This window comes from Paenibacillus radicibacter (genome assembly GCF_024721995.1).
Taxonomy (GTDB): domain Bacteria; phylum Bacillota; class Bacilli; order Paenibacillales; family NBRC-103111; genus Paenibacillus_AM; species Paenibacillus_AM radicibacter.
The window spans coordinates 105,473-125,354 of sequence record NZ_JANQBC010000005.1 but is presented as its reverse complement, the minus strand read 5'-3'; the positions used below and the strand labels follow the sequence as shown (position 1 = coordinate 125,354).

General features: G+C 42.1%; 17 protein-coding genes. 5 read left to right on the top strand and 12 right to left on the bottom strand.

Annotation, left to right across the window (positions count from 1 at the left end; translation table 11 throughout):
* Window positions 1-115 precede the first annotated feature (115 nt).
* Window positions 116-1,278 (top strand): IS3 family transposase gene (locus NV379_RS12320; protein WP_373426109.1). Its coding sequence is split into 2 segments (ribosomal slippage): window positions 116-380 and window positions 380-1,278, totalling 1,164 coding nucleotides; the frame shifts between segments, so codons are not numbered across the junction.
* A 54-nt stretch (window positions 1,279-1,332) separates the two neighbouring features.
* Here NV379_RS12320 and NV379_RS12315 read toward each other — a convergent pair.
* The 3 genes from NV379_RS12315 to NV379_RS12305 form a co-directional block, all read right to left on the bottom strand.
* Window positions 1,333-2,049, bottom strand: a complete 717-nt coding sequence (locus NV379_RS12315) for a YebC/PmpR family DNA-binding transcriptional regulator (protein ID WP_258207809.1) — start codon at window positions 2,047-2,049, stop codon at window positions 1,333-1,335.
* Between the two features lie 95 nt (window positions 2,050-2,144).
* Window positions 2,145-2,912 carry a GNAT family N-acetyltransferase gene (locus tag NV379_RS12310; RefSeq protein WP_258207614.1) on the bottom strand — a complete coding sequence of 256 codons (768 nt, stop codon included), beginning with the start codon at window positions 2,910-2,912 and terminating at the stop codon, window positions 2,145-2,147.
* Window positions 2,913-3,197: 285 nt separating this feature from the next.
* A complete protein-coding gene (locus tag NV379_RS12305; RefSeq protein ID WP_258207613.1) occupies window positions 3,198-3,464 on the bottom strand; it encodes a CD3324 family protein in 267 nt (88 codons plus the stop codon).
* A 334-nt stretch (window positions 3,465-3,798) separates the two neighbouring features.
* On the opposite strand from NV379_RS12305, the gene NV379_RS12300 reads away from it, so the two are divergent.
* Both NV379_RS12300 and NV379_RS12295 read left to right on the top strand, forming a co-directional pair.
* Complete coding sequence (locus NV379_RS12300; RefSeq protein ID WP_258207612.1) at window positions 3,799-4,590, top strand: restriction endonuclease; 792 nt, start codon at window positions 3,799-3,801, stop codon at window positions 4,588-4,590.
* A gap of 26 nt (window positions 4,591-4,616) precedes the next feature.
* On the top strand, window positions 4,617-5,129 hold the full coding sequence (locus tag NV379_RS12295) for a GNAT family N-acetyltransferase (protein ID WP_258207611.1): 513 nt from the start codon (window positions 4,617-4,619) through the stop codon (window positions 5,127-5,129).
* Here NV379_RS12295 and NV379_RS12290 read toward each other — a convergent pair.
* From NV379_RS12290 to NV379_RS12260, 7 genes are all read right to left on the bottom strand, one after another.
* Window positions 5,118-5,774, bottom strand: coding sequence for a response regulator (locus tag NV379_RS12290; protein WP_258207610.1), 657 nt, complete (start codon window positions 5,772-5,774; stop codon window positions 5,118-5,120). The two genes, NV379_RS12295 and NV379_RS12290, sit on opposite strands and share 12 nt — an antisense overlap.
* Entirely contained in the window at window positions 5,771-10,858 is a 5,088-nt protein-coding gene (locus tag NV379_RS12285; protein ID WP_258207609.1) for an AAA family ATPase, read from the bottom strand. The genes NV379_RS12290 and NV379_RS12285 overlap by 4 nt, the downstream gene beginning before the upstream one ends.
* A 207-nt stretch (window positions 10,859-11,065) precedes the next feature.
* Window positions 11,066-11,779: an ABC transporter permease gene (locus NV379_RS12280; RefSeq protein WP_258207608.1), complete on the bottom strand. Its 714-nt coding sequence runs from the start codon at window positions 11,777-11,779 to the stop codon at window positions 11,066-11,068.
* On the bottom strand, window positions 11,776-12,624 hold the full coding sequence (locus NV379_RS12275; RefSeq protein WP_258207607.1) for an ABC transporter ATP-binding protein: 849 nt from the start codon (window positions 12,622-12,624) through the stop codon (window positions 11,776-11,778). Before NV379_RS12275 ends, NV379_RS12280 begins: the two co-directional genes overlap by 4 nt.
* Before the next feature lie 132 nt (window positions 12,625-12,756).
* Window positions 12,757-13,869 (bottom strand): LytTR family transcriptional regulator DNA-binding domain-containing protein, encoded by a 1,113-nt coding sequence (locus NV379_RS12270; protein WP_258207606.1) that lies wholly within the window; start codon window positions 13,867-13,869, stop codon window positions 12,757-12,759.
* A 60-nt stretch (window positions 13,870-13,929) separates the two neighbouring features.
* Window positions 13,930-14,469, bottom strand: coding sequence for a hypothetical protein (locus NV379_RS12265; RefSeq protein ID WP_258207605.1), 540 nt, complete (start codon window positions 14,467-14,469; stop codon window positions 13,930-13,932).
* 138 nt (window positions 14,470-14,607) lie between these two features.
* Window positions 14,608-16,353 carry a fibronectin type III domain-containing protein gene (locus tag NV379_RS12260; RefSeq protein ID WP_258207604.1) on the bottom strand — a complete coding sequence of 582 codons (1,746 nt, stop codon included), beginning with the start codon at window positions 16,351-16,353 and terminating at the stop codon, window positions 14,608-14,610.
* Window positions 16,354-16,712: 359 nt separating this feature from the next.
* Between NV379_RS12260 and sigJ the strand changes: the two genes are divergently transcribed.
* On the top strand, window positions 16,713-17,585 hold the full coding sequence (sigJ, locus tag NV379_RS12255; RefSeq protein ID WP_258207603.1) for an RNA polymerase sigma factor SigJ: 873 nt from the start codon (window positions 16,713-16,715) through the stop codon (window positions 17,583-17,585).
* Between the two features lie 60 nt (window positions 17,586-17,645).
* Here sigJ and NV379_RS12250 read toward each other — a convergent pair whose 3' ends face one another.
* On the bottom strand, window positions 17,646-17,810 hold the full coding sequence (locus NV379_RS12250; RefSeq protein WP_258207602.1) for a hypothetical protein: 165 nt from the start codon (window positions 17,808-17,810) through the stop codon (window positions 17,646-17,648).
* Window positions 17,811-17,871: 61 nt separating this feature from the next.
* Window positions 17,872-19,176: a discoidin domain-containing protein gene (locus tag NV379_RS12245; protein WP_258207601.1), complete on the bottom strand. Its 1,305-nt coding sequence runs from the start codon at window positions 19,174-19,176 to the stop codon at window positions 17,872-17,874.
* Window positions 19,177-19,372: 196 nt separating this feature from the next.
* Here NV379_RS12245 and NV379_RS12240 point away from each other — a divergent pair, with 196 nt between their 5' ends.
* Window positions 19,373-19,819, top strand: a complete 447-nt coding sequence (locus tag NV379_RS12240) for a carboxymuconolactone decarboxylase family protein (RefSeq protein WP_258207600.1) — start codon at window positions 19,373-19,375, stop codon at window positions 19,817-19,819.
* The last annotated feature ends 63 nt before the right edge of the window (window positions 19,820-19,882 follow it).

Genomic DNA, 19,882 nt, shown 5'->3' with positions numbered 1-19,882 from the left:
AGTATAAAATGCAAAAAAGACACCCCGTTGGTAATATCCCCTCATGGTAGACAACGTAAAAGAGACATCTGTTAAGATGGACTTATAAACGTTATCAACCAGAGGGGATTTTTTCATGGATGAACGAAGCCGTACGAATAATAGGTACTCTGAAGAGATAAAAATGGAAGCAGTAAGACTGGTAACCGAGAGCAATATGTCATATCGTGAGGTTGCTAAACAACTTGGAATTCGAAATAAGACGCAGGTAGAAGTATGGATGAAGCGTTACCGAAAAGGGCAACCGCTTGAACAGGAAGCCTTTCGTAAAGGACGACCAAAGTCCAAGTTTGCAAGCGTAGAAGAAGAAATGGCGTATTTAAAGGCGGAGATCGAGTACTTAAAAAAGCGGTATCCAAATCTACACAAGGAGTGACGAGTAAATCAAGTCGATGCGAAATCATTGAGGAGTTGAGGCTAAAGTATCCGTTAAAATGGCTGCTAACATTAGCTGAAGTCTCGCGCGCAGGTTATTACAAATGGCGTAAGAAGCTATACCATCCGAATTCGCATGTGCTACAAGAGAAGATACTTGAGGACCATATCATGGCGATACACCGACTACATCCGTACTTTGGTTACTTGCGTATGACGGTGGCTTTGAAACGTGAAGGGCTACACGTGAATCACAAACGTGTTTATCGACTTATGAAGAAACTTGGTATTCGCTCTATGATCCGAAAAAAGCGACGCTATTTCGGTAAGCAGGCGTCAGTTGTTCATCCCAATCGACTGGAACGGCAGTTCCATGCAGAAGCGCCTCTTCGTAAATTGGTTACGGATATTACTTACATTCGTGTTGGAGAACGCTTTATGTATCTCTCCGTTATTCAAGATCTATACAACAACGAGATCGTAGCCTGGCATCTGTCTGAGAGAAACGATCTCTTACTTGTTACAAAAACAATAGATATCCTTAGTGAGAAAGTAGACCTTACCGGTGTTCTCCTGCATTCTGACCAAGGGTTTCAGTACACCTCAAAACCGTTTAACAGCAAACTCACAAGGCTTGGGATCATCGGCAGCCACTCTAGGCGTGGGAACTGCTATGACAACGCCTGTATTGAATCGTTCTTTTCCCATCTGAAGACCGAAAAGATTTACCTAACCAATTTACCATCAGTTTCTGAATTGGATAAGGCGATCCAAGAGTACGTTGCATTCTATAATTACGAACGCTTTCAGAAGAAACTAAACGACCGTTCCCCGGTGGAATACCGAGAAACGGTCGCAGCATAGATGTCTTTTTATTCTTGTCTACTTGACTGGGTTATGACCAATTTCTCATTACAATTATTCAGAATCCACGTTGTGATACACTTGTTGAACATCTTCCAAGTCTTCAAGTACATCCAGCATCTTCTCAAATTGAGCTTGTACATCTTCGGTAAGCTCAATGTAGTTCTGTGGAAGCATAGTGAGTTCCGCTACTGTAAATTCAGTGATACCTTCTTGCTTGAAAGCATCTTGTACAGCACTGAACTGCTCAGGTGCAGCGTAAATGATAACTGCTTCTTCCTCTTCCAAAATATCACGTACATCTAGATCAGCGTTCATTAGAATCTCTAATGCTTCTTCAGCTGACTTGCCTTCGATACCGATAACCGCTGTTTGATCGAACATATAATTAACAGATCCACTCACACCCATGTTGCCGCCATTCTTATTGAATGCTGCACGCACTTCAGATGCTGTACGGTTTACGTTGTTCGTAAGAGCATCCACGATAACCATGGAACCATTCGGTCCAAAGCCTTCATAACGAAGCTCGTCGTAGTTCTCATCGGAACCACCTTTTGCTTTCTCAATTGCACGATCGATAATCGCTCTTGGTACATTGTATGTTTTAGCGCGCTCAACAACGAATTTCAAAGCTTGGTTAGACTCCGGATTTGGCTCCCCTTGCTTCGCGGCTACGTAAATTTCTTTACCGAATTTTGCGTAGATCTTACTTGTGCTACTATCCTTAGAAGCTTTCTTATCCTTAATATTGTTCCACTTGCGTCCCATATTTTTTCGCTCACTTTCCACAATAAAAGTGTATTTCTATCTAATTTTATCGTGATAAGCGATTTTGAGCAAATTTTTAGGCGAAAAATCCAGTTTTATATATCTTTCACCATTAATAGATGGACATCGATCAGTTCATAACCAAGGGATTTATACAGGTTAATCGCGGGTTGATTGTTACCTACAACGCCTAGTGTTGCTTCCGTTCTCTTCTTCTCATCTCTTAGAAACTTCATCGCCTCAACTATCGTACGCTTCGCGATTCCTTGCTTACGATAATCGGGGTGTGTAAATATTTGCTCCGTTGCACTTCTTTCCTCTGATATTCCCCATGTCATACAGCTGCTAATCGGTTGATCTCCATGAAACGCCGTGAACGTATCCCACTCTGGCCCATGCATATACCAAACCAGCCTTGCCATGCTCCATGTTTCACCGTCTGAACTAACCTTTTCTGCTTGCAGATATTGCTCTCTCTCTGAATGTGTTTCCATCGCCCAACGCTTAATTTCAATACCTTCGATTGGTGCAAATGTAGGCAAGGGCTGTGTTAAGTCTCTTTTCAAAATAAAATAGTTCCAAGCATGGTGGAAACCTTTAGATAACAAATAATTAATCTGTTCCAAGTCTTGATAGTCACAATGACACCCAACCTGAATGCGTTTATCGGGGTAGGAACGACTGATTTCCGCTGCACGCTCCATCAAACGTTCGAATATTTTAAGTTCTGCCTCTTCATGTCCAACTGAGTCCGTATCAAGTGTGAACCGATGTGCGTAGTTCGAATCCTTGCCTTCATTTTCAAGATAATAGCACGTATCTGTCGGTTCTAGGTGCCCCGATGCTACGACCTGTCCATTCAATTCTGCACACAAAATATTATCCTTCACAAAATCACCATTAAACTGATAGCACCAATAATAAATCTGATTAAACTTCTTAACGTCCTCGGCATCTTCTGATTTGTAATTACGGATATGTATTGTGATCGCCTCCTTACTTACATGTTCATTATAAGAAGTGGGCTACCGTGATGAAATATCTTAAACAATCTAAACCATTTATTACACAAAAAAGCTTCATTACACAAAAAAGCCACATCGGAACGCTTACGGACAGATCCATAAGTATCCAATGTGACTTTGTCGTCAAGTCTTGGTATACACAATTTTCTTAATGCTATCAAAGGAAAGGCAATATTGCACTTGGAGGTCATCAATCTTCGTACCGGCTGAGAAGAGCTTACGGATCTCCGCATTACGCTGCTTCAGATACTGCCGACTTCCGGAGTTTTCACCCCATTTGGTACGAGCACCTTCTTTTTTCGGGACGTAGATCAAGCCACCATGTACATATTTTTGAATTTCCTTGAGTAAGTGATCCGGTAATACGATTTCAGCATTAGTATATTTCATTTTCGCTTCGCTCCTTAAAATGTTTAATCTTTTTTAAGGGGACAAAGTCCAAATGACAAACTAATTTTTAATTAACTAAAAATTAATAGCGGTCTTTAAGTCAAGCATGCTCTATACAAACAACCGCCGTTGTTCGTCATTTAGACTTTGTACAGAGCGAATATCCAAATTGGTATTGAAATATTTCATCTTGGCGGACCTCCTTTCGGATCATTAAAGATAAGAGTTTTCGTAATTATCTTATGACAAAAACTTAACTGTATTGTACCATAATTTTACTATCTATTTTTTATAAAAATGAAAGCGTTATACAAAAAGTTAAGTGAGGTGTATTATGGCTCGAAGGAAAAAGAAACAAGCGATTCATGAAATGTTAATTGAAACAGGTATTAAACTGGTCGTTGGAATTACTTTTTTTGAAGCGATGAACTTTATCTTAATCAAGAAATATTTAGGAAATATTATGTTTCCAATGTTGGTTAATGTCCTGCTAATCTCTCTTGCAGTAATACTTGTTATCGCGATCGCCATAACAATTGCAAATCGACAGAGCAAGCTTGAACGTGCAAACATTCAAGAAATTGATTCGATGAGCGGCACTATGTTTGAAAGATATTTAGAACGTTATTTTAAAAAACAAGGCTGGCAAGTGAAACGTACAGGTGGACAAGGTGATTATGGTGCAGATCTTATTCTGACCTCTACTAATAAGAAGGTCGTCATCCAAGCCAAACGTTGGCAAAAAAATGTTGGTTATGAAGCCATTCAACAGGCTTATACAAGCAAAGATGTCTATAAATGTGATGAGGCTTGGGTCATTACAAATAGCGGTTTTACTGAACAAGCGCGTGAAGGTGCGAAGAAATTAGGGGTTTCACTATGGGACCGAGAATATTTGATAGCGCAATTAGCTAATATCCATGCGGCAACAACTCTAAAAACAGATGAGATTACTCAACCAAGTAAAGAATCTTCTTCGGAGAACAATAGTGTAGATCGGATTGAAATACATACTTGTGCAGTCTGCCATAAACCCGTATCCGAGAAAGTGAAGCAATTCTGTATATCCCAATCCAAAAGATTTAACAACAAAATCTATTGCTACGACCATCAAAGACAAGCCTAGAAGAATTGAATAAGGAGCACCTTCTCATGCCAAATAACCCACCAATCCCAACAGCAGTCAATCAAGTCACACTCCAAGTATACAATTCATCTTATCTCACGCAGATTGAGCAATACCACTTAACAGAAGAACAACTTCAATTCACAGGTTTCCCGCTCCCTGCCATTGAGAAGAGTATGACAAGTTTAGAGTTCTTCCCCATTATGATTCTCCAGCAAGATGTCGTTGTCGGTTTCTTCGTCCTGCATGGCTGGGAAGGCGTTCAGATGTATCATAATAACGAGGATGCACTTCTATTACGTACCTATTCCATCGCACATTCACACCAAGGAAAAGGCTTCGCCACCCAATCGCTCCAACTACTTCCTTCATTTGTGAAGCAACAATATCCGAGTAAGAACGAAGTCATCCTAGCGGTTAATGTAGCAAATAAGGCTGCCCAGCACGTCTACCTCAAGTCCGGTTTTGTGGACAAAGGCATTCGCACAATGGGCAGCCATGGCATGCTAATGATTATGCATATGAAATTATTTCGTTAATCCCTGCAGTCGAACAATCGCTTGTCCGCGATCCACGACTTCAAGCTTGCTGTATAAATTGCTAATGTAGTTACGAACTGTACCTTCGGCAATGTGCAGGGTGTCCGCGATTTCGCGATTGTTCAATCCTTGCAAGATCAAGTGGGCGAGTTCCTGTTCTCGCTCTGTAAGTTTAATTCGGCTAATACTGGATCTTTGCAACTGCCCCTGATCTTCTGATAATTGACTCATTCGCTCAGCTAGTTTTGCAGCAACAGCTGCTGGAAGTATGAACTGACCCGACACAATGTCACGAATAGACGCGATCATCCGATCACCTTCCATATCCTTGAGCATATATCCACTCGCCCCGCTTGCCATCGCCTCTACGATATAATCCGTTTCAATAAACGTCGTTAAGATAAGGATATACGTCTTCGGGCAGCTCAGCTTAATCCGTTTAAGTGCAGCTATTCCCGTCATCATCGGCATTTGAATATCAAGTAGTGCTAGATCCGGTTGAAGCTGCTCCACAAGTTCACACGCCTCCAAACCATTCTTCGCCATACCTACGACTTCAAAGTCATCTTCCAAATCCAGAATCGTTCGCAAGCCTTCTCTTGTCAGCAATTGATCATCGGCAATTACAATCGTAATGTTCTTCATCTGTCATCTCCTAACACATGCATCGGGTATGGCAAGTCGATCTTCAACTGACAACCGCGATTTAGCCCGCATTCTATCGACAAGCTTCCACCAATTTGTTCGACACGCTCTGTCATTACTTTTAAGCCAAATCCGAGCACGATGGAACTCGCACCTTTTCCCTGATCCACAAGCCGGAATTGCAAGTCTGACCCCACGATTTCTAATTTAAAAATAAACTGCGAGCTTCCCCCATGCCGAATCCCATTAGTCAAACCTTCTTGCAATGCATGATAGATCGTCTTCTTGCTTGCCATCGATAACCCTGGCACTTCTTGAATACTTGCCTCAATCGTCACCCCAGTGTTCCGCTCGGTATCCTGCAATAACTGCTCCAGCATTGGGGTGAGCGCTGCGTACTTATCTTCTTTGAGCATATGAACAGAACCACGAATTTCATTGAGGCTGTGACGAACAAGGTCTTGTGCTTCTTTAAGTCTGGTAGAAGATGCCTCCATATCCTTGCGCATCAAGCGTTTGCCCGCTTCAATTTGTAGAATGGTAGAGGTAAGCGTATGTCCGACAATATCATGAATCTCCTGTGCGATTCGGTTACGCTCCTCGTATACAGACACTTCGGCTAGAGCAGCAAATGTTTCCCTCATCGACCTCTCGAGACTACGTGTTCGATCCCTCACTTGATCTTCCAGACTGTTATTCAAGTGCTGAATACGCGAGTAAAGCCTTGCATTCTCAATGGAAATTGCGCACTGGGACGCAAGTAATTTCAGCACTTCCAATCGCTGTGGTGTAAAGACATGAGAGGCTAATTTATTTTCCAAGTAAAGCACACCAATCAGCTTATTCTTGTTCATAATCGGTAGGCACAGTACAGACTTTAGCCCTCGATCTCGTACAAAAGAATGCTGCGCAAACATCCCTACTTTGGCCGCATCATGCAAGACAACTTCTTCCCTCGTTCGAGTCGCATACGCGATAATCGCTGCTGGAACAAGCTCAGAGTCTTCTTCAAGCGTAATCGATTCTATGTGAAGTACATCCGCAGTGCCATGCACTTCAACAATCCAGTTATCTTGATGATGAAATAGTAGCACACCGTATTCAGCACCTGCGTTATGTAGCATAATTCGCATCAGCGTTTGAAGAAGATCATTCATCTCAACTTCACCTGATAATGCTTGTGTAGACATAATGAGAGAGAGTGAATCCACTCGCTCAAACGGCTTCTCTAGCCTAATATGCAGCAAGTGACCGTATTTCTGCTCCATATCTGCTGCCTTTGCCATCGCTCCCCACTTCAGATAAGCCTCATAAGCCTGCGTCAAATAAATTTTCGCCAGCTGTTCTTTACCCTGCTCAAGTCCAAATCTGCCGAGTAATTCTGCAGCAAATGCTAAATCATGAATATGCTTATACTTGTGTGCTGCCTCAATCGATTGTTCATATAATTGCTCCGCATACTTACGCTTACCTGTTAACCGCACCATTTCGGCTTGTATGAGCAAATATTTGTGCAAATAATGTTCCGGACAGCGTTTAGCTGCTCGTTGGAACGACTTCCGATGCTTCTTCAATCTACGCCAGAAAGCTTGCTGCTTCTGCAAACTCGCATCTGTGTACAGCTGAGCCATCACTAATGACTCATACGTGATTTGTGCAAAGTTCTCATAACCATCTTTGCGCGATGCGAGAATAGCACCTGATTTCTCTAATGCCTCATAGGCTTGTTCATAGTTCCCCATTATATAACCTGGCAAATAATGCAGAATACATATAAACTCCTCTATGATATGAAAATGATCACCATGGACGGATGCAGTAAACGCCGTGCTCTCAATATCCATTTCCATGTATGGATCATCGTCAGATCGCTTTCCAATTAAACGGGCTAGTATCGCAGCTAGTATCGCTGCTTGTTTATAGTGAAGCTGGTTATTATGCCGTAAAAAATGCCCTGATTCTGCAATTACCCGATTATAAATATCTTCAAGTGGATGTCCGAATTGCAATTGCACCGCACTGTTAATTAATATACTTTGGTTGCTTTGCCACAAATCACCGGACTCCAAGCCTACTTTTCCAGCATGCCTATTAAAGATTTCCATCATATGGACTCGATCATAACGCCAACTGTCATGACACAGCGCAAAGGAAGTCAATGTCTTCACATACAAATGTGGATGCGATTTGGAAATTTGGCAGGCGAACATTCCCCATTTATACACTTCTTCATATTGGTTAAAGCGGAAGTACAAGAACATCGCATACCCAATAAAACCAATCGCAGCCTCAGGTACCATTCCGTATTCGAGTGTCATCTCAATCATCGTAAACGAACTGATAATCCAGCCTTTTTTATTAATATAAAAACAAGCATTCCCTACGTGAACTAATGCTGACATTGCGACCTTACGCGCCTGATCTGTCATCGGAGGCAGTTTATACAGCTCATCCATTGAAAGCTTCTGTAACTTCCGACGCACGCTTAACCAAGAGCTTACAAGCTTCCAGTTACTTGGTTGAAAATCATACCGAATCCCAAGCAAATCCATCGTTTGTTGCCCTAACGCGATCACCTTCTCATAGTTGTCTTGGCTCGATTCGAATTGAATCATCATATTACACACAATTGCCTTATCAAGACTGGATTTCGCTTTACTCAGTAATAATTCGAACAATTCACTTGCTTCATCAAAGTTCGAGCACAAGTATTCAGCCTCTGCTCGTTCACGATACAGCTCGAAAGTAAGCGAATAAGCTTGATCCCAACTACTATCCTCGAGTAATGATGTACCGACGTGTAAGTAGCGCAGTGCAGTTTCATAGGCAGTAGACTGCTTCGCTTTTAATGCAGCTTGCAGGTTTAGTTCGACTAAAGCCATCCTCTCATCTGCATGTTGCATTCGTGCTAACGCTTGATTCATATGCGTAACGACTTCAAACAAATTAACATCTCTACCGGCTTTCATCTGCTGAACCAAATGAGTTCCAATTCTCAAGTGTATATCCGGCCGCTCCGTTTCCGCAATAACTAAGCTTGCTGCCTGTTCAATCCGATCATGCAAAAATTGATAGACAGGCTTTTCATCCTTCATCAAGACCTGAAGCAATCTTTCTTGAACGGCAAACTTCATCATTTCGGATAGCTCGGCTTTCGCATACCCCGTCATTTCGGTAAGCGTCTGAAGGGTAAATTCACTCCCCAAACATGCCGCAATACCAAGCGCATATCTCATTTTTTTCGGAAAATAATTGATTTTATTCGCCATATACTCCGTCGCATTGTCGGACAGATTCATTGCCGTAATAGAAGCTAGATCCCAGATCCAGAGCCTGCTTGTCTGCTCAAACACAACCCGCTTCTGATCAATTAAATCTTGAAGCAATTGTTTCATATAAAATGGATTGCCATCCGTCTTCTCCAGAAGCACTTTCGCAATCTCATCCATTTGATTATCTTCATAGCGCATGGCATCTCGTAATAGTTGCTTCACATCTGTAAGATGCATACTTTTAAGATCAATTGTGCTCACTCGGATGCCATTGTTCGATAAATCATAATTAAGTTGATGCAGCGGATGTTGTTCATTCCATTCACTTTCCCGGTAAGCAAGTACGATAAGTAAATTACGCGTCCCTTTATCCTCTAGAAGATATGCCAAGTATTGTAGCGATGCATCATCTGCCCACTGAAGATCGTCAAAGAACATGACGAGGGTGCGATCTTGCTCAATAAACAACTGTATAAATCGATTCAAGAGTCGGTGAAGCCGCTGCTTCGCTTCAATTGGTGGTAATGTTTGCACCGATGCTTGTCGCCCAACGAGCAGCTCAAGCTTAGGAACCAAATTAATGAGCAGCTGCCCAAATCCATCTACCACCTCTAGAATGCGAAGCTTCCAAACCTCCATCTGTAACTTACTTTCCATTAATACTTGATCCACAAGCTGTTCAATCATTTGAACCCAGATGTCATAAGGGGATCTCATATATTGAAGCGTAAACTTACCCGATACATATCGGACTTGCGGGGATATGGCTTGAGCAAAGGTATGCTCAATAAACGTCGTCTTCCCCATTCCACCCTGACCCTTCACGCGTACAACTTCTACTTGCCCATTGGATGCTCGTCCCAGAGCCTCTATCAGCTTCTGCTGATCAAGAGCCCTACCATAATAATGGGTTGGGATCATCAGCTGTTCAGGAATATCATGACCTGCTAGTTGAAAGGACTCTACCGCTCCTATGTTCTCTATTTGAGATAAACACATCTCTAGATCATATTTGACCCCATACGCACTGGCATATCGATCCTCGGGATTCTTGGCCAAACATTTATCTATAATCAATGAAATCACGGAAGGGATGGATGGATTCCGATGATGCAAAAGCTCCGGCTTAATTGCTAAATGATGATAAACCATATCAAGTACATCTTGTCCTTCAAATGGCAAACTTCCCGCAAACCATTCATATAGGATAATACCCAGCGAATAAAAATCAGCCCGATAATCAGAGACAAGTCCTGTACGCCCTGTCTGTTCAGGTGCAATATACGGAAGAATAACATCTGTTCGTTGTTTTACAATCGTATCTAGAGGTTGAGTTGTGTCCAGTAAGCCATGATATATACCCATGAACTTCACTTCCGAAGTATCTACATTCACCAGAAATTTCACAGGTGTCATCACATGCATAGATATACCTGCACGATGCATCTGCATCAAACTATCCGCAATCGCGACCGCAATACTCAGTTTGGTTTGAAGCCCTAACCTGTTGTTACTCGAATGTGCTTGCTGAATTTGTTGCAACGTATCTCCCCCCGTATCTAACAGGAAGAGATAGGGCTTGCCACTTATAATCTCAAATTCATAAGCTTCAAGCGCACCCTTACCACCAAGCTTGGTGAGCATTTCATATTCATATCGGAAACTATCAATGACACCATCTCGGGGATATTCATCACAAGTTGTCTTCAGAATGACACGTAAGCGATCATCCAAACGCATTAATCGATAGTAGGCAATCTCACCATACTTGACTATAGCCTCTATCATCTGGTAACCAATAATATCAATCATTGAGGGGGATCTCCTCTATCGTTTAAATATATAATTATTATAACATTTTGATAAATGTAATATTGATAAAGAAACCAGACGATTGCATGTCGTCTGGCTAATCTCTATCCTATGAAAGATGTATCCGGATTAATAGTGAGCGTTGTCACTACTTTTGTCATATGACAAAAAAGCACAGCTTCATTAGGCTGTACTTTCAAATAATTTCTATTCATCCCTCATACGCTTCTTGAATACATAAGCAGCGATCAAGTGAATCACGATTGCCCACACCAAGATAACACCAATATTAGATATTACACCCATTAAACCTGTGCCGTTCTCCACCTTCTGTGCCAATTCGATAAGTTGTAAATTTGGTAAATATAGTAAAAATGATAAAGATGGATTTGCTTCGGCAAGAAACGTTATGAAACTTCCGAAACTAAACAATACGACTGCAGGCAACACCGCAACGGATGCTTCCATTACCGATTTCGTAATCAGACCAATTAAAGAACCTAGTCCAATGTAGAAAATTGAAGAAGCGATGAGCGCAATTGCGACAACAAGAACATTTCCCGGGTGATATTCCGTCAAATACATCGATCCTGCGACAACTAATGCCGTTGCGATAAAGCTTAACAAACTCTTGCCGAAGAAGATTTCAAGTGTTGTTGCCGGTGATAACATGAGTCCACGAAGGGTATTCTTCTCTTTCTCTTCCGCAATCAATGCCGACTGAAAATATGTACCTACAAGAACAAACCCCATACTAAGCACCATATAATGACTTTCAATTGTCATCATACCGGATCGACCATAAATAGCTGCCATGATGAGCGGCATGAATAATGTTGAGAATACGAACATGTTTCTGGAAATGTCTTTGTAATCCTTAACTAAAATTGCACTCACGCGTTTCATTGAAAATGTACTCATGCTAATTTCCTCCCCGTTACCTCTACGAATATGTCTCCAAGTGTTGGATTATTGGTTTCTACCGATACAACTCTGTTCGCTTGCATATATTGATACAACTCTTCTGCCCCTGCTGGCCCTTTAGGTAACGTCACTTCTGAACCATCCGATAGCACAACCGTCATCGTCGAACTTCCACGCTCATATCTTAGCTTCTTCGGCTCATCCATCAATTGAATCTCACCTTCATTTAAGAATGCCACTCGATCACATAGCGTCTCTGCTTCTTGCATATCGTGCGTTGTGAGGAAGATCGTCGTGCCTTTCGCCTTAAGCTTCATGAGTCCTTCATAAATGTGCTTCGTGTTAACAGGATCTAGTGCTGAAGTTGGCTCGTCCAAGAACAGCAGCTCCGGTTCATGCAAGAATGCTCGTGCTAATATGATACGCTGTGTCATCCCTTTAGATAGTTTGGAGACAACTTTCTTCTCTTCTCCTACTAGATTAACCATCGCCAGTACTTCTTTAATTCTAGATTCAGGTACATCATAGAGATCACAGTACATTTTTAAATTGTCATAGACCGAGAGTCTTCCATAAAGGGAAGTGTTATCTGTGATGATCCCGATCTTCTTGCGATACTTCGGATCTTGCAATTGTGATGTCGGTACGCCGAACACATATGCGCTTCCTGATGTTGCTTTTAATTGTGCGGTTAATATCTTTATAGTAGTTGTTTTACCCGATCCGCTTGGTCCCAGGAACCCGAATATCTCACCCTTTTTTACATGAAAGGATACATGTTTAAGTGCTTCAAATGTTGCAAATGATTTCTCTAACCCGTTTACTTCGATGATGTTTTCCATCTTCTCAATCGCCTCCGTCGTGTTTCGTTTCCATGCCCTAATACTAGACCAGACAAGGGTTTCCCGCATTATATTACCCGTGAAAGGAGTATTTGGGAGGGTGTTTGGAGCATATCAAGAGGCGAATGGAGATTACTTCATCCCCATCATTTCCTTCAGTTCAGCCATCTTTGTCTTCGATAACGGGACAGATGACTTGTTACGATCCTCTAGGATCAAACTATAGCTATTGCGAGTAAAAGTAATGACCTCTCTAACCTTCTGTAAGTTTACAATATAGGAGCGATGACACCGGAAAAATCCATATGAATGCAGTCGTTCCTCTAACTCATTGATCTTAAATGTAGTCGTGTACGACTCACCGTTCACATACAAATACGTCTGCCCTTCATTACTTTCAACATAATCAATCTCTGGTGGGTTAAATAAGATGATCTTCTCATTCATCTTCGTCGGGATTTTCTCAAATCGCACAAGTTGAAGTACTTGCTGTCCATCGGTTGAATCCCCGTCATCTTCTTCCTCACCCAAATTCGTTACATTTGATGAGGATTCAGTCATAGGTGTCGTTTGATTCTGATTCTGCACCTGAACCTCTTCTTCCTCATGGACATCGAACGCTTTGAGTCCCTTTTCATCCAAACGATACACCCGATTCGTCACACTGATCGCCGTTTCCATGTTACCAGTCAGCACCCATACACCCTTACCCTGCTCGCAGAGCATAAGGATCATTTTTTGAAAAACAAACTTCGTCTCATTATCAACATTCTGATCCGGTTCTTCAAGCACGAATAGCAGTGGATTCTGGAATAGTAATCTAGCATATTGCACTCTTCTACGCTCAGAAGGTGTTAACTTCGCTAAACGGACATTCACTTTCTGCTCCAGCTTCATATGGCGAAGCACTTCATCTATTTTCCAAGACGAATCATATAGATCCTTATAAAATTTAAAGTTCTCCTTAACCGTAAGCCTGTCATACTCACCTTCATCTAACAACAAGTAACCGATTGTCGATGCGAATGTCTTACGATTTCCTGCAAGAACTACACCATTGACTCGAATTTCGCCACTGGAGATCGGCAAGCGCCCAAGCATCATTGAGAGCAGCGTATGCCGCACATTCATGCTGGAATAGAGCGCAACCACTTCCTGACTTGCCACTTCCATATCAAAAGACGGGAACACCAATACATTCTCCGTATATCGTTCTAACTCCTTAATTGCCAGTACTGTCGTCATGCTGTCATCTCCTAGATCTTCTGTTATTTATATTAATTATATAATAATTAAATAATTGAGTTATTTCACATTCGTGAACAAGTAACGAAATCCGTTATTCACATGGAAATTTTGCTTTTCCGCATCAAACACCTGCAGCTGGTAATCCATATCCTCTTTCAACACTTTCACTTTTTCTTTAGTTAGTGGTGATGCAGGCTTGTATGTAAATTTAACCCCATAACTGAGCAAACCATTGTCTTGCACCTTCGGCCCCTCAATCATCTCGGTCTGGTCTGTACCCAAGATTTGAGCGACTGTTTCTGGAAAATGTATACGGAAGTGATACTCTGCTTTCTCACGTTTCAAATATTGATAGAGTTCAGTATCAAACGTATAGCTCAACAATAAATGAACACTATCCCCATCATAGTTCACATCAAATCTTGTTATTTTATAATGTGGAGGTTCGAATCGCCCCAGTAAAATGGAAGGTTTCGTAGTTGGTGTTGGCGTATTCGACACTGTAGTAATCAAATCCTTAGGCGGGTTTTCTCCCCCACCTGAACAACCAATCAATAACAGCGTACTAACGATAAATAGGCATAAAATCCTTTTCATATGAACCTCCATCATTTTGAGCTAAGTACTTACCCCTTCAATCTATCATCGAACGTTAATCTTGTAAAATACTGGAATGTAAAAGCGCCTCCCTAATTCATAGAGAGGCGTTCTAAAAAGTGCTATTTTACAATGAAATTATGGAAGCGTGTTCAAGAATGGTTTAACGGTATTGGCTAACGTATAGTTATTGACCTTATCCCAGTTAATCGACCAAGTCATCGCACCACGGAAGTCTGGATACTGCGCTACTGGCTTATAAGTACCGCATGCTGTACCTGTCGTTAAACAATTCAGCGCATTGTTCAGAACAGTAGCCGACACATAACCACCGCCAGCTGCTCCAGGAGTAGCTGGAACCCCGATTCCGAGTTGTGAAGGAGCTACCCATTGCAGGGATAAATCGGTTAACGCCGTTAGGAAATCAATCGTACCTTGGGAATAACACTTGCCATCACGACCAAGCATACAACCGGAATTGTAATATTGAACGTTAATGACGGAAGTAATGTCCTTCAAATTGTTGTAGAGCTGCATGTAAGATGTGCTGTTACTCTGCATATCAATCGTTTGCGGAGCCATCGTCAGGATGAAGCTGGAACCGACTTTTTGCTGCAATTGACGTACAGCATTCGTTAAGTTCGCGACATTCATACCATTCTCTAGGTCGATATCAATACCGTCGAGTCCGAATTGCGTCATGATGCCATACATGCTGTCTACGAAGTTCGTCACGTTCGGTGAAGCCGTGTTCAGATTGATGTTCCCTTTCTCACCACCAATTGACATTATGACTTTCTTACCTGCAGCACGCTTTGCAGCAATATCCGCGATAAGATTCGCATTCGTATAACCGCCAAGCGCAGTGGATAGCGGTCCATCCACATTAAACGTTACTCCACCAGGCTTTGCAGGGTCCATGTCTGCGAAAGATAGGGCGATAATATCGTAGTTACTCGATACATCGCTAAGCTTAATATTCGATGATCCATTAATAAAGTTGTGCCAGTATCCGGTTAGCGTATGTTTCGGAAGCTGTCCGCCACCGCCTGTACCCGATGTTGTACCCGTCACCCCTGTACTTTGCGCTGATTTATTGCCTGCTGCGTCCTTCGCGAGGACTTTGAATGTATAAGCTGTACTTGCTGCAAGTCCACCAACTGTCGCAGTTGTACCCGTAACGGATACAGCTAGAGTTGTACCTTGGTACACATCATAACCCGTTACACCTACATTATCTGTAGAAGCTGTCCATGAAAGCGATACACTATTCGAAGTCACACTTGTAACCGTCACATTTATTGGTACAGAAGGTGCTTGTGTATCCGGAGTTCCTGTTGTGCTCGTCTTCACGCTAAGCTGATTACTTGCTGCTGACACATTTCCTGCTGCATCCGAAGCCTTAACTGTGTATGTATAGGTGGTGTCACTTGTAAGTCCTGTATGATTGTAAGTAAGTGTGCTACCTGATACATTCGCCACTACCGTTGTACCTTGATAGAGCGTATATCCGGTCACTCCTACATTATCTGTGGAGGCATTCCATGCGAGGTTAATACTAGATGCAGTCGTTGCTGTCGATCTGAGATTGGAAGGAGCCGTTGGTGCTTGTGTATCACTACTGCCTTGCGTTACTTGCCAAAGTGCAGGAACATTCGGTGGTTCCCATCCCGTTAATGAGGTATGCGGTTGAATAACCTTGTATGTACTACCGCCGTATGTCGCTGTGTCGTTCACCGCATACGCAACATTAGGTGCCCATGCTCCACGATCAGCAGCAGATGCGATATTCGGTAGTAATCCTAAGAACAATACCAAGATGAGTAGATGAGGTAATAATTTTTTACCAATGGTCAAGCCTTTCCACAACTGATTTCTTCTCATGGAACTTCCTCCTCATTTTTTATCAAAATACGAGACCGACTTAACGAAACACCTCCTTGAAATCTATCGCCATCAATCCAGATCCCATCTATGAGCCAGTAGACTGGTATCAGGTCTGGATTGAACAACTATAATTCTAGTTATACAATAAGCTACAAGATTCATAGATTAAGCTGCATGCGAAGGAGTCTTCCTTCTAAAAGGAACATGTTATCGCTTTCAAAAATGAGAGAAAGTTTGAATTGCTATATTTGTATATTATTGTAATTAATTGTTAAACATTTGTCTATATGTATCGACCCTATGATCCACTTTGTTATAATAATGTAATATTGAACATTGGAGGGATCTCACCCATCATGGATCTCGAAACGTTATATCGCACTTATCAATCGTTACTCCTCGCTGTCTCTTATCGCATTCTCGGATCTTATTCCGAAGCTGAAGATGCGCTGCAAGATATATTCATTACCTTACGCGAGGTTGATCTCACAACGATTACCTATCCGAAAGCTTATCTCGTCAAAATGATCACCAACCATTCGATTAACCAACTTCAATCTGCTCGTCATAAAAGAGAACTCTATACGGGGACATGGTTGCCAGAACCTGTCGTATCTATTAATTCAGATGCACCATCTGAATATGCGATTCAGCAAGAAAATTTCGGTTATGCACTGCTTGTGCTTATGGAAAAGCTGACTCCGCTCGAGCGGGCTGTCTTCGTACTGCGTGAGTCATTGGGGTATGAGTATGAGGAAATAGCAGAGATTCTGAATAAATCGGAAGCCGCTTGTCGTAAAATATTCAGTCGTGCGAAGGCGAAACTCGATCCGAATTTCATCCCGAAGGCTTCGCCGCAAGATGCCGAGCGTTTCGTTCATGCTTTCGCGAAGGCGGTTACCTCTGGTGAGTTCAAACCTTTCATCAATCTGCTAACCGAGGACTCGGTGTTGCTTAGCGATGGCGGTGGTAAAATTCGCGCAGCGATTTTCCCTATTAAGGGCAAAGATCGAGTAGCAGCATTCTTCGAAGGAATTGGCAGTAAGGGGAGTCTCGATGGTGAGGTACAGATCGTCACAGTCAGCGGTCAAGTTGGTGTACTTATCACACGTAAAGACCTGCCGCCTAAGGTAATCTGCTTCCAGCCTAATAGCGAGGGAAATCAGATTCAAAGTGTTTATCTTATTGTGAACCCAGAAAAACTGACACATATCGGTTCCTCGATATAAATAAGGGTACTCCTGCTCCTGAATGAGCGGTGAGTACCCTTTTTGCATATTATCTATAGCCTAATTATCTGAGTATGTGACGTCGTCAAATAACATATTCCCCGCATTCCAACTGCGGAATCCGATCTTACCTGCTGACGTTGGAATGTTGTTAATGACTCCGCTATAAATCTGAGTTCCGTCTACCCATACCGTCACGTTCGAACCTGTATATTGCACCTTCACATTATACGTTGTGCCACTTACGAGTGTTGGTCCTGTGAATGTCGCATATTGACCACTCCCATTATCCCATTGCTTCTAAGCGAATGTGAGTGGCTGCTGTTGTAGGGAACGTGACTGACTTCTCTGAGGCATCATTTGTCCATGTGCCCGTTGCTACTTGGCTGAATGTTGTTCCATTTGTACTTGTATAGACTTTGTAACCCGTAATAATGCCATTGGTGCCGCCATCTTGTCTTGGCTTCATTTTTAACTGATTCACATTGTAGTTGCCGCCTAAGTTTAGTGTAATCGATTGAGGAAGTGGGTTCGATAGATTCCATTTGGTATGCCAGATTGTAGCTGTATTCCCATCCAGCACATTAGCCGCTTCATCACCTGACTCTTGGCTGGTAGCCGTCGCTGACATTTGAGACTGAGGGATGATCTGCGTATCTACATTTCCCCCAATCGTCCAACTCGCTATCGTTGATTTATTCTTAAAGTCCCTACCATTAATTTCAACCCGATCATCATATACATTAAAAATTAACCCTTCAGCATTCGGATGATAGCCATCGTCTTTCAGACTACTGTCATTGATCATATGACCAAAAGCTGTCTTCAAATAATTGCCCGGCGTTGTGACCGAATAATGCGTATGTCCAGTAACAAAAACCGACTGCGGATAGCCAGATAAAATATTTTTCAGTTCCACATCTTGAATAATGCCATCTGGATCTTCATCGTTCGGATTCACCTTCTTATAGCCCGGTTGGTAGCGTGCAAGGAAGGAGTCAGGCACCGTATTGGACAATGGTTCGTGACTGAATATGAATATGGGTTTATTCGGATCTGCATTCTCAGCAAGCTTCGTCTTTAGCCAAAGTAACTCAGCTGCAGAATAATCTGCTTGATCTTTCTGAATCGTATCCGTACCTAACATAATAAAATGATAGCCGTTAATCCAAGTATCATAATAATGATTCTGCATCCCTGTGTAAGTCAGGAACCTACTTCTCACAGTCGCATAACTTTCATTGGTCCATCTAACATCATGATTGCCCATCCCATAATAAGCGGGTGGATGCGTTACGGCATTCATCGAATTCATGAGGGATTGGTAACTTGCGTTGTCTGCAAAATCCGTTAGATCACCAACTAGGAATACAGCATTCACATTGTTAAGCACAGCATCATTGAGCGCCGACTTAATTCTTGCATCATTGGGTGCATGTGCATCCGAGATCGCCATAAAACTCATCTTGAGTGTGCTGTCTGCTGCTTGGGCTAAGGTAGGAAGACCAAGAGCCGTAAGTGAACAAACTGTTGTCGCAACGAAAGCCAGTAATAATCGATTCATTGCTTGTTTATTGATCCAGTTCTTCATCGTTTCGTTACCTCCAGATTGTTAGAGTTGACCTTTGTTATTCCAATATATTACAACTAAGAAAAAAGTTGTACAAGCCGTTTCTTTTTAAAAATCATGTAAAGGAAAAAAAGATCGAAATCGATGTCACAAAAATCACCTCTATCTTGTCATAGATAACGAAGCAACAAATATGAACCATGTGGAGGGAAACCCAATGAAAGTTAGAATCAATCACCAACAAGCAAATCCAGAAGTGTATCGTACGATGCTTAAATTAGAAGGCTTTCTCAAAGCCTCAGGAATCGATCCGATCTTAAATGAATTAATCAAAATTCGTGCTTCGCAAATTAACGGCTGTGCATTCTGCTTGGATATGCATATAACCGACCTACGCAAGATGGGTGAATCCGAGCAGCGGATCAACCTAATCAGCGTCTGGAGAGAAGCTCCATTTTACACGGAAAAAGAAAGAGTCGTCCTTGAACTAACCGAAGCGATCACGCTAATTGCAAGTAACGGCGTTCCGCAAGAGTTGTTTGAGCGAGTAAGAGAACATTTTACAGAAGAAGAGTACGTGACACTCATCATGGCGATTAACACCATTAACAGCTGGAACCGAATCGCGATTTCAACAGGTATGTTCCCTGGGTGTTTCAATTAATTTCGCTTATAAAATAAAAGAAAGAGCATTCCGTAGAAATACAGGATGCTCTTCTTCTATAAC

What these genes read in the sequence shown, in the direction of transcription:
- NV379_RS12315 (WP_258207809.1), bottom strand. Translation starts at nt 2,049, where the DNA reads ATGGGACGCAAGTGGAACAATATTAAGGATAAGAAAGCTTCTAAGGAT.
- NV379_RS12305 (WP_258207613.1), bottom strand. Translation starts at nt 3,464, where the DNA reads ATGAAATATACTAATGCTGAAATCGTATTACCGGATCACTTACTCAAG.
- NV379_RS12300 (WP_258207612.1), top strand. Translation starts at nt 3,799, where the DNA reads ATGGCTCGAAGGAAAAAGAAACAAGCGATTCATGAAATGTTAATTGAA.
- NV379_RS12295 (WP_258207611.1), top strand. Translation starts at nt 4,617, where the DNA reads ATGCCAAATAACCCACCAATCCCAACAGCAGTCAATCAAGTCACACTC.
- NV379_RS12290 (WP_258207610.1), bottom strand. Translation starts at nt 5,774, where the DNA reads ATGAAGAACATTACGATTGTAATTGCCGATGATCAATTGCTGACAAGA.
- NV379_RS12285 (WP_258207609.1), bottom strand. Translation starts at nt 10,858, where the DNA reads ATGATTGATATTATTGGTTACCAGATGATAGAGGCTATAGTCAAGTAT.
- NV379_RS12280 (WP_258207608.1), bottom strand. Translation starts at nt 11,779, where the DNA reads ATGAGTACATTTTCAATGAAACGCGTGAGTGCAATTTTAGTTAAGGAT.
- NV379_RS12275 (WP_258207607.1), bottom strand. Translation starts at nt 12,624, where the DNA reads ATGGAAAACATCATCGAAGTAAACGGGTTAGAGAAATCATTTGCAACA.
- NV379_RS12270 (WP_258207606.1), bottom strand. Translation starts at nt 13,869, where the DNA reads ATGACGACAGTACTGGCAATTAAGGAGTTAGAACGATATACGGAGAAT.
- NV379_RS12265 (WP_258207605.1), bottom strand. Translation starts at nt 14,469, where the DNA reads ATGAAAAGGATTTTATGCCTATTTATCGTTAGTACGCTGTTATTGATT.
- NV379_RS12260 (WP_258207604.1), bottom strand. Translation starts at nt 16,353, where the DNA reads ATGAGAAGAAATCAGTTGTGGAAAGGCTTGACCATTGGTAAAAAATTA.
- sigJ (WP_258207603.1), top strand. Translation starts at nt 16,713, where the DNA reads ATGGATCTCGAAACGTTATATCGCACTTATCAATCGTTACTCCTCGCT.
- NV379_RS12245 (WP_258207601.1), bottom strand. Translation starts at nt 19,176, where the DNA reads ATGAAGAACTGGATCAATAAACAAGCAATGAATCGATTATTACTGGCT.
- NV379_RS12240 (WP_258207600.1), top strand. Translation starts at nt 19,373, where the DNA reads ATGAAAGTTAGAATCAATCACCAACAAGCAAATCCAGAAGTGTATCGT.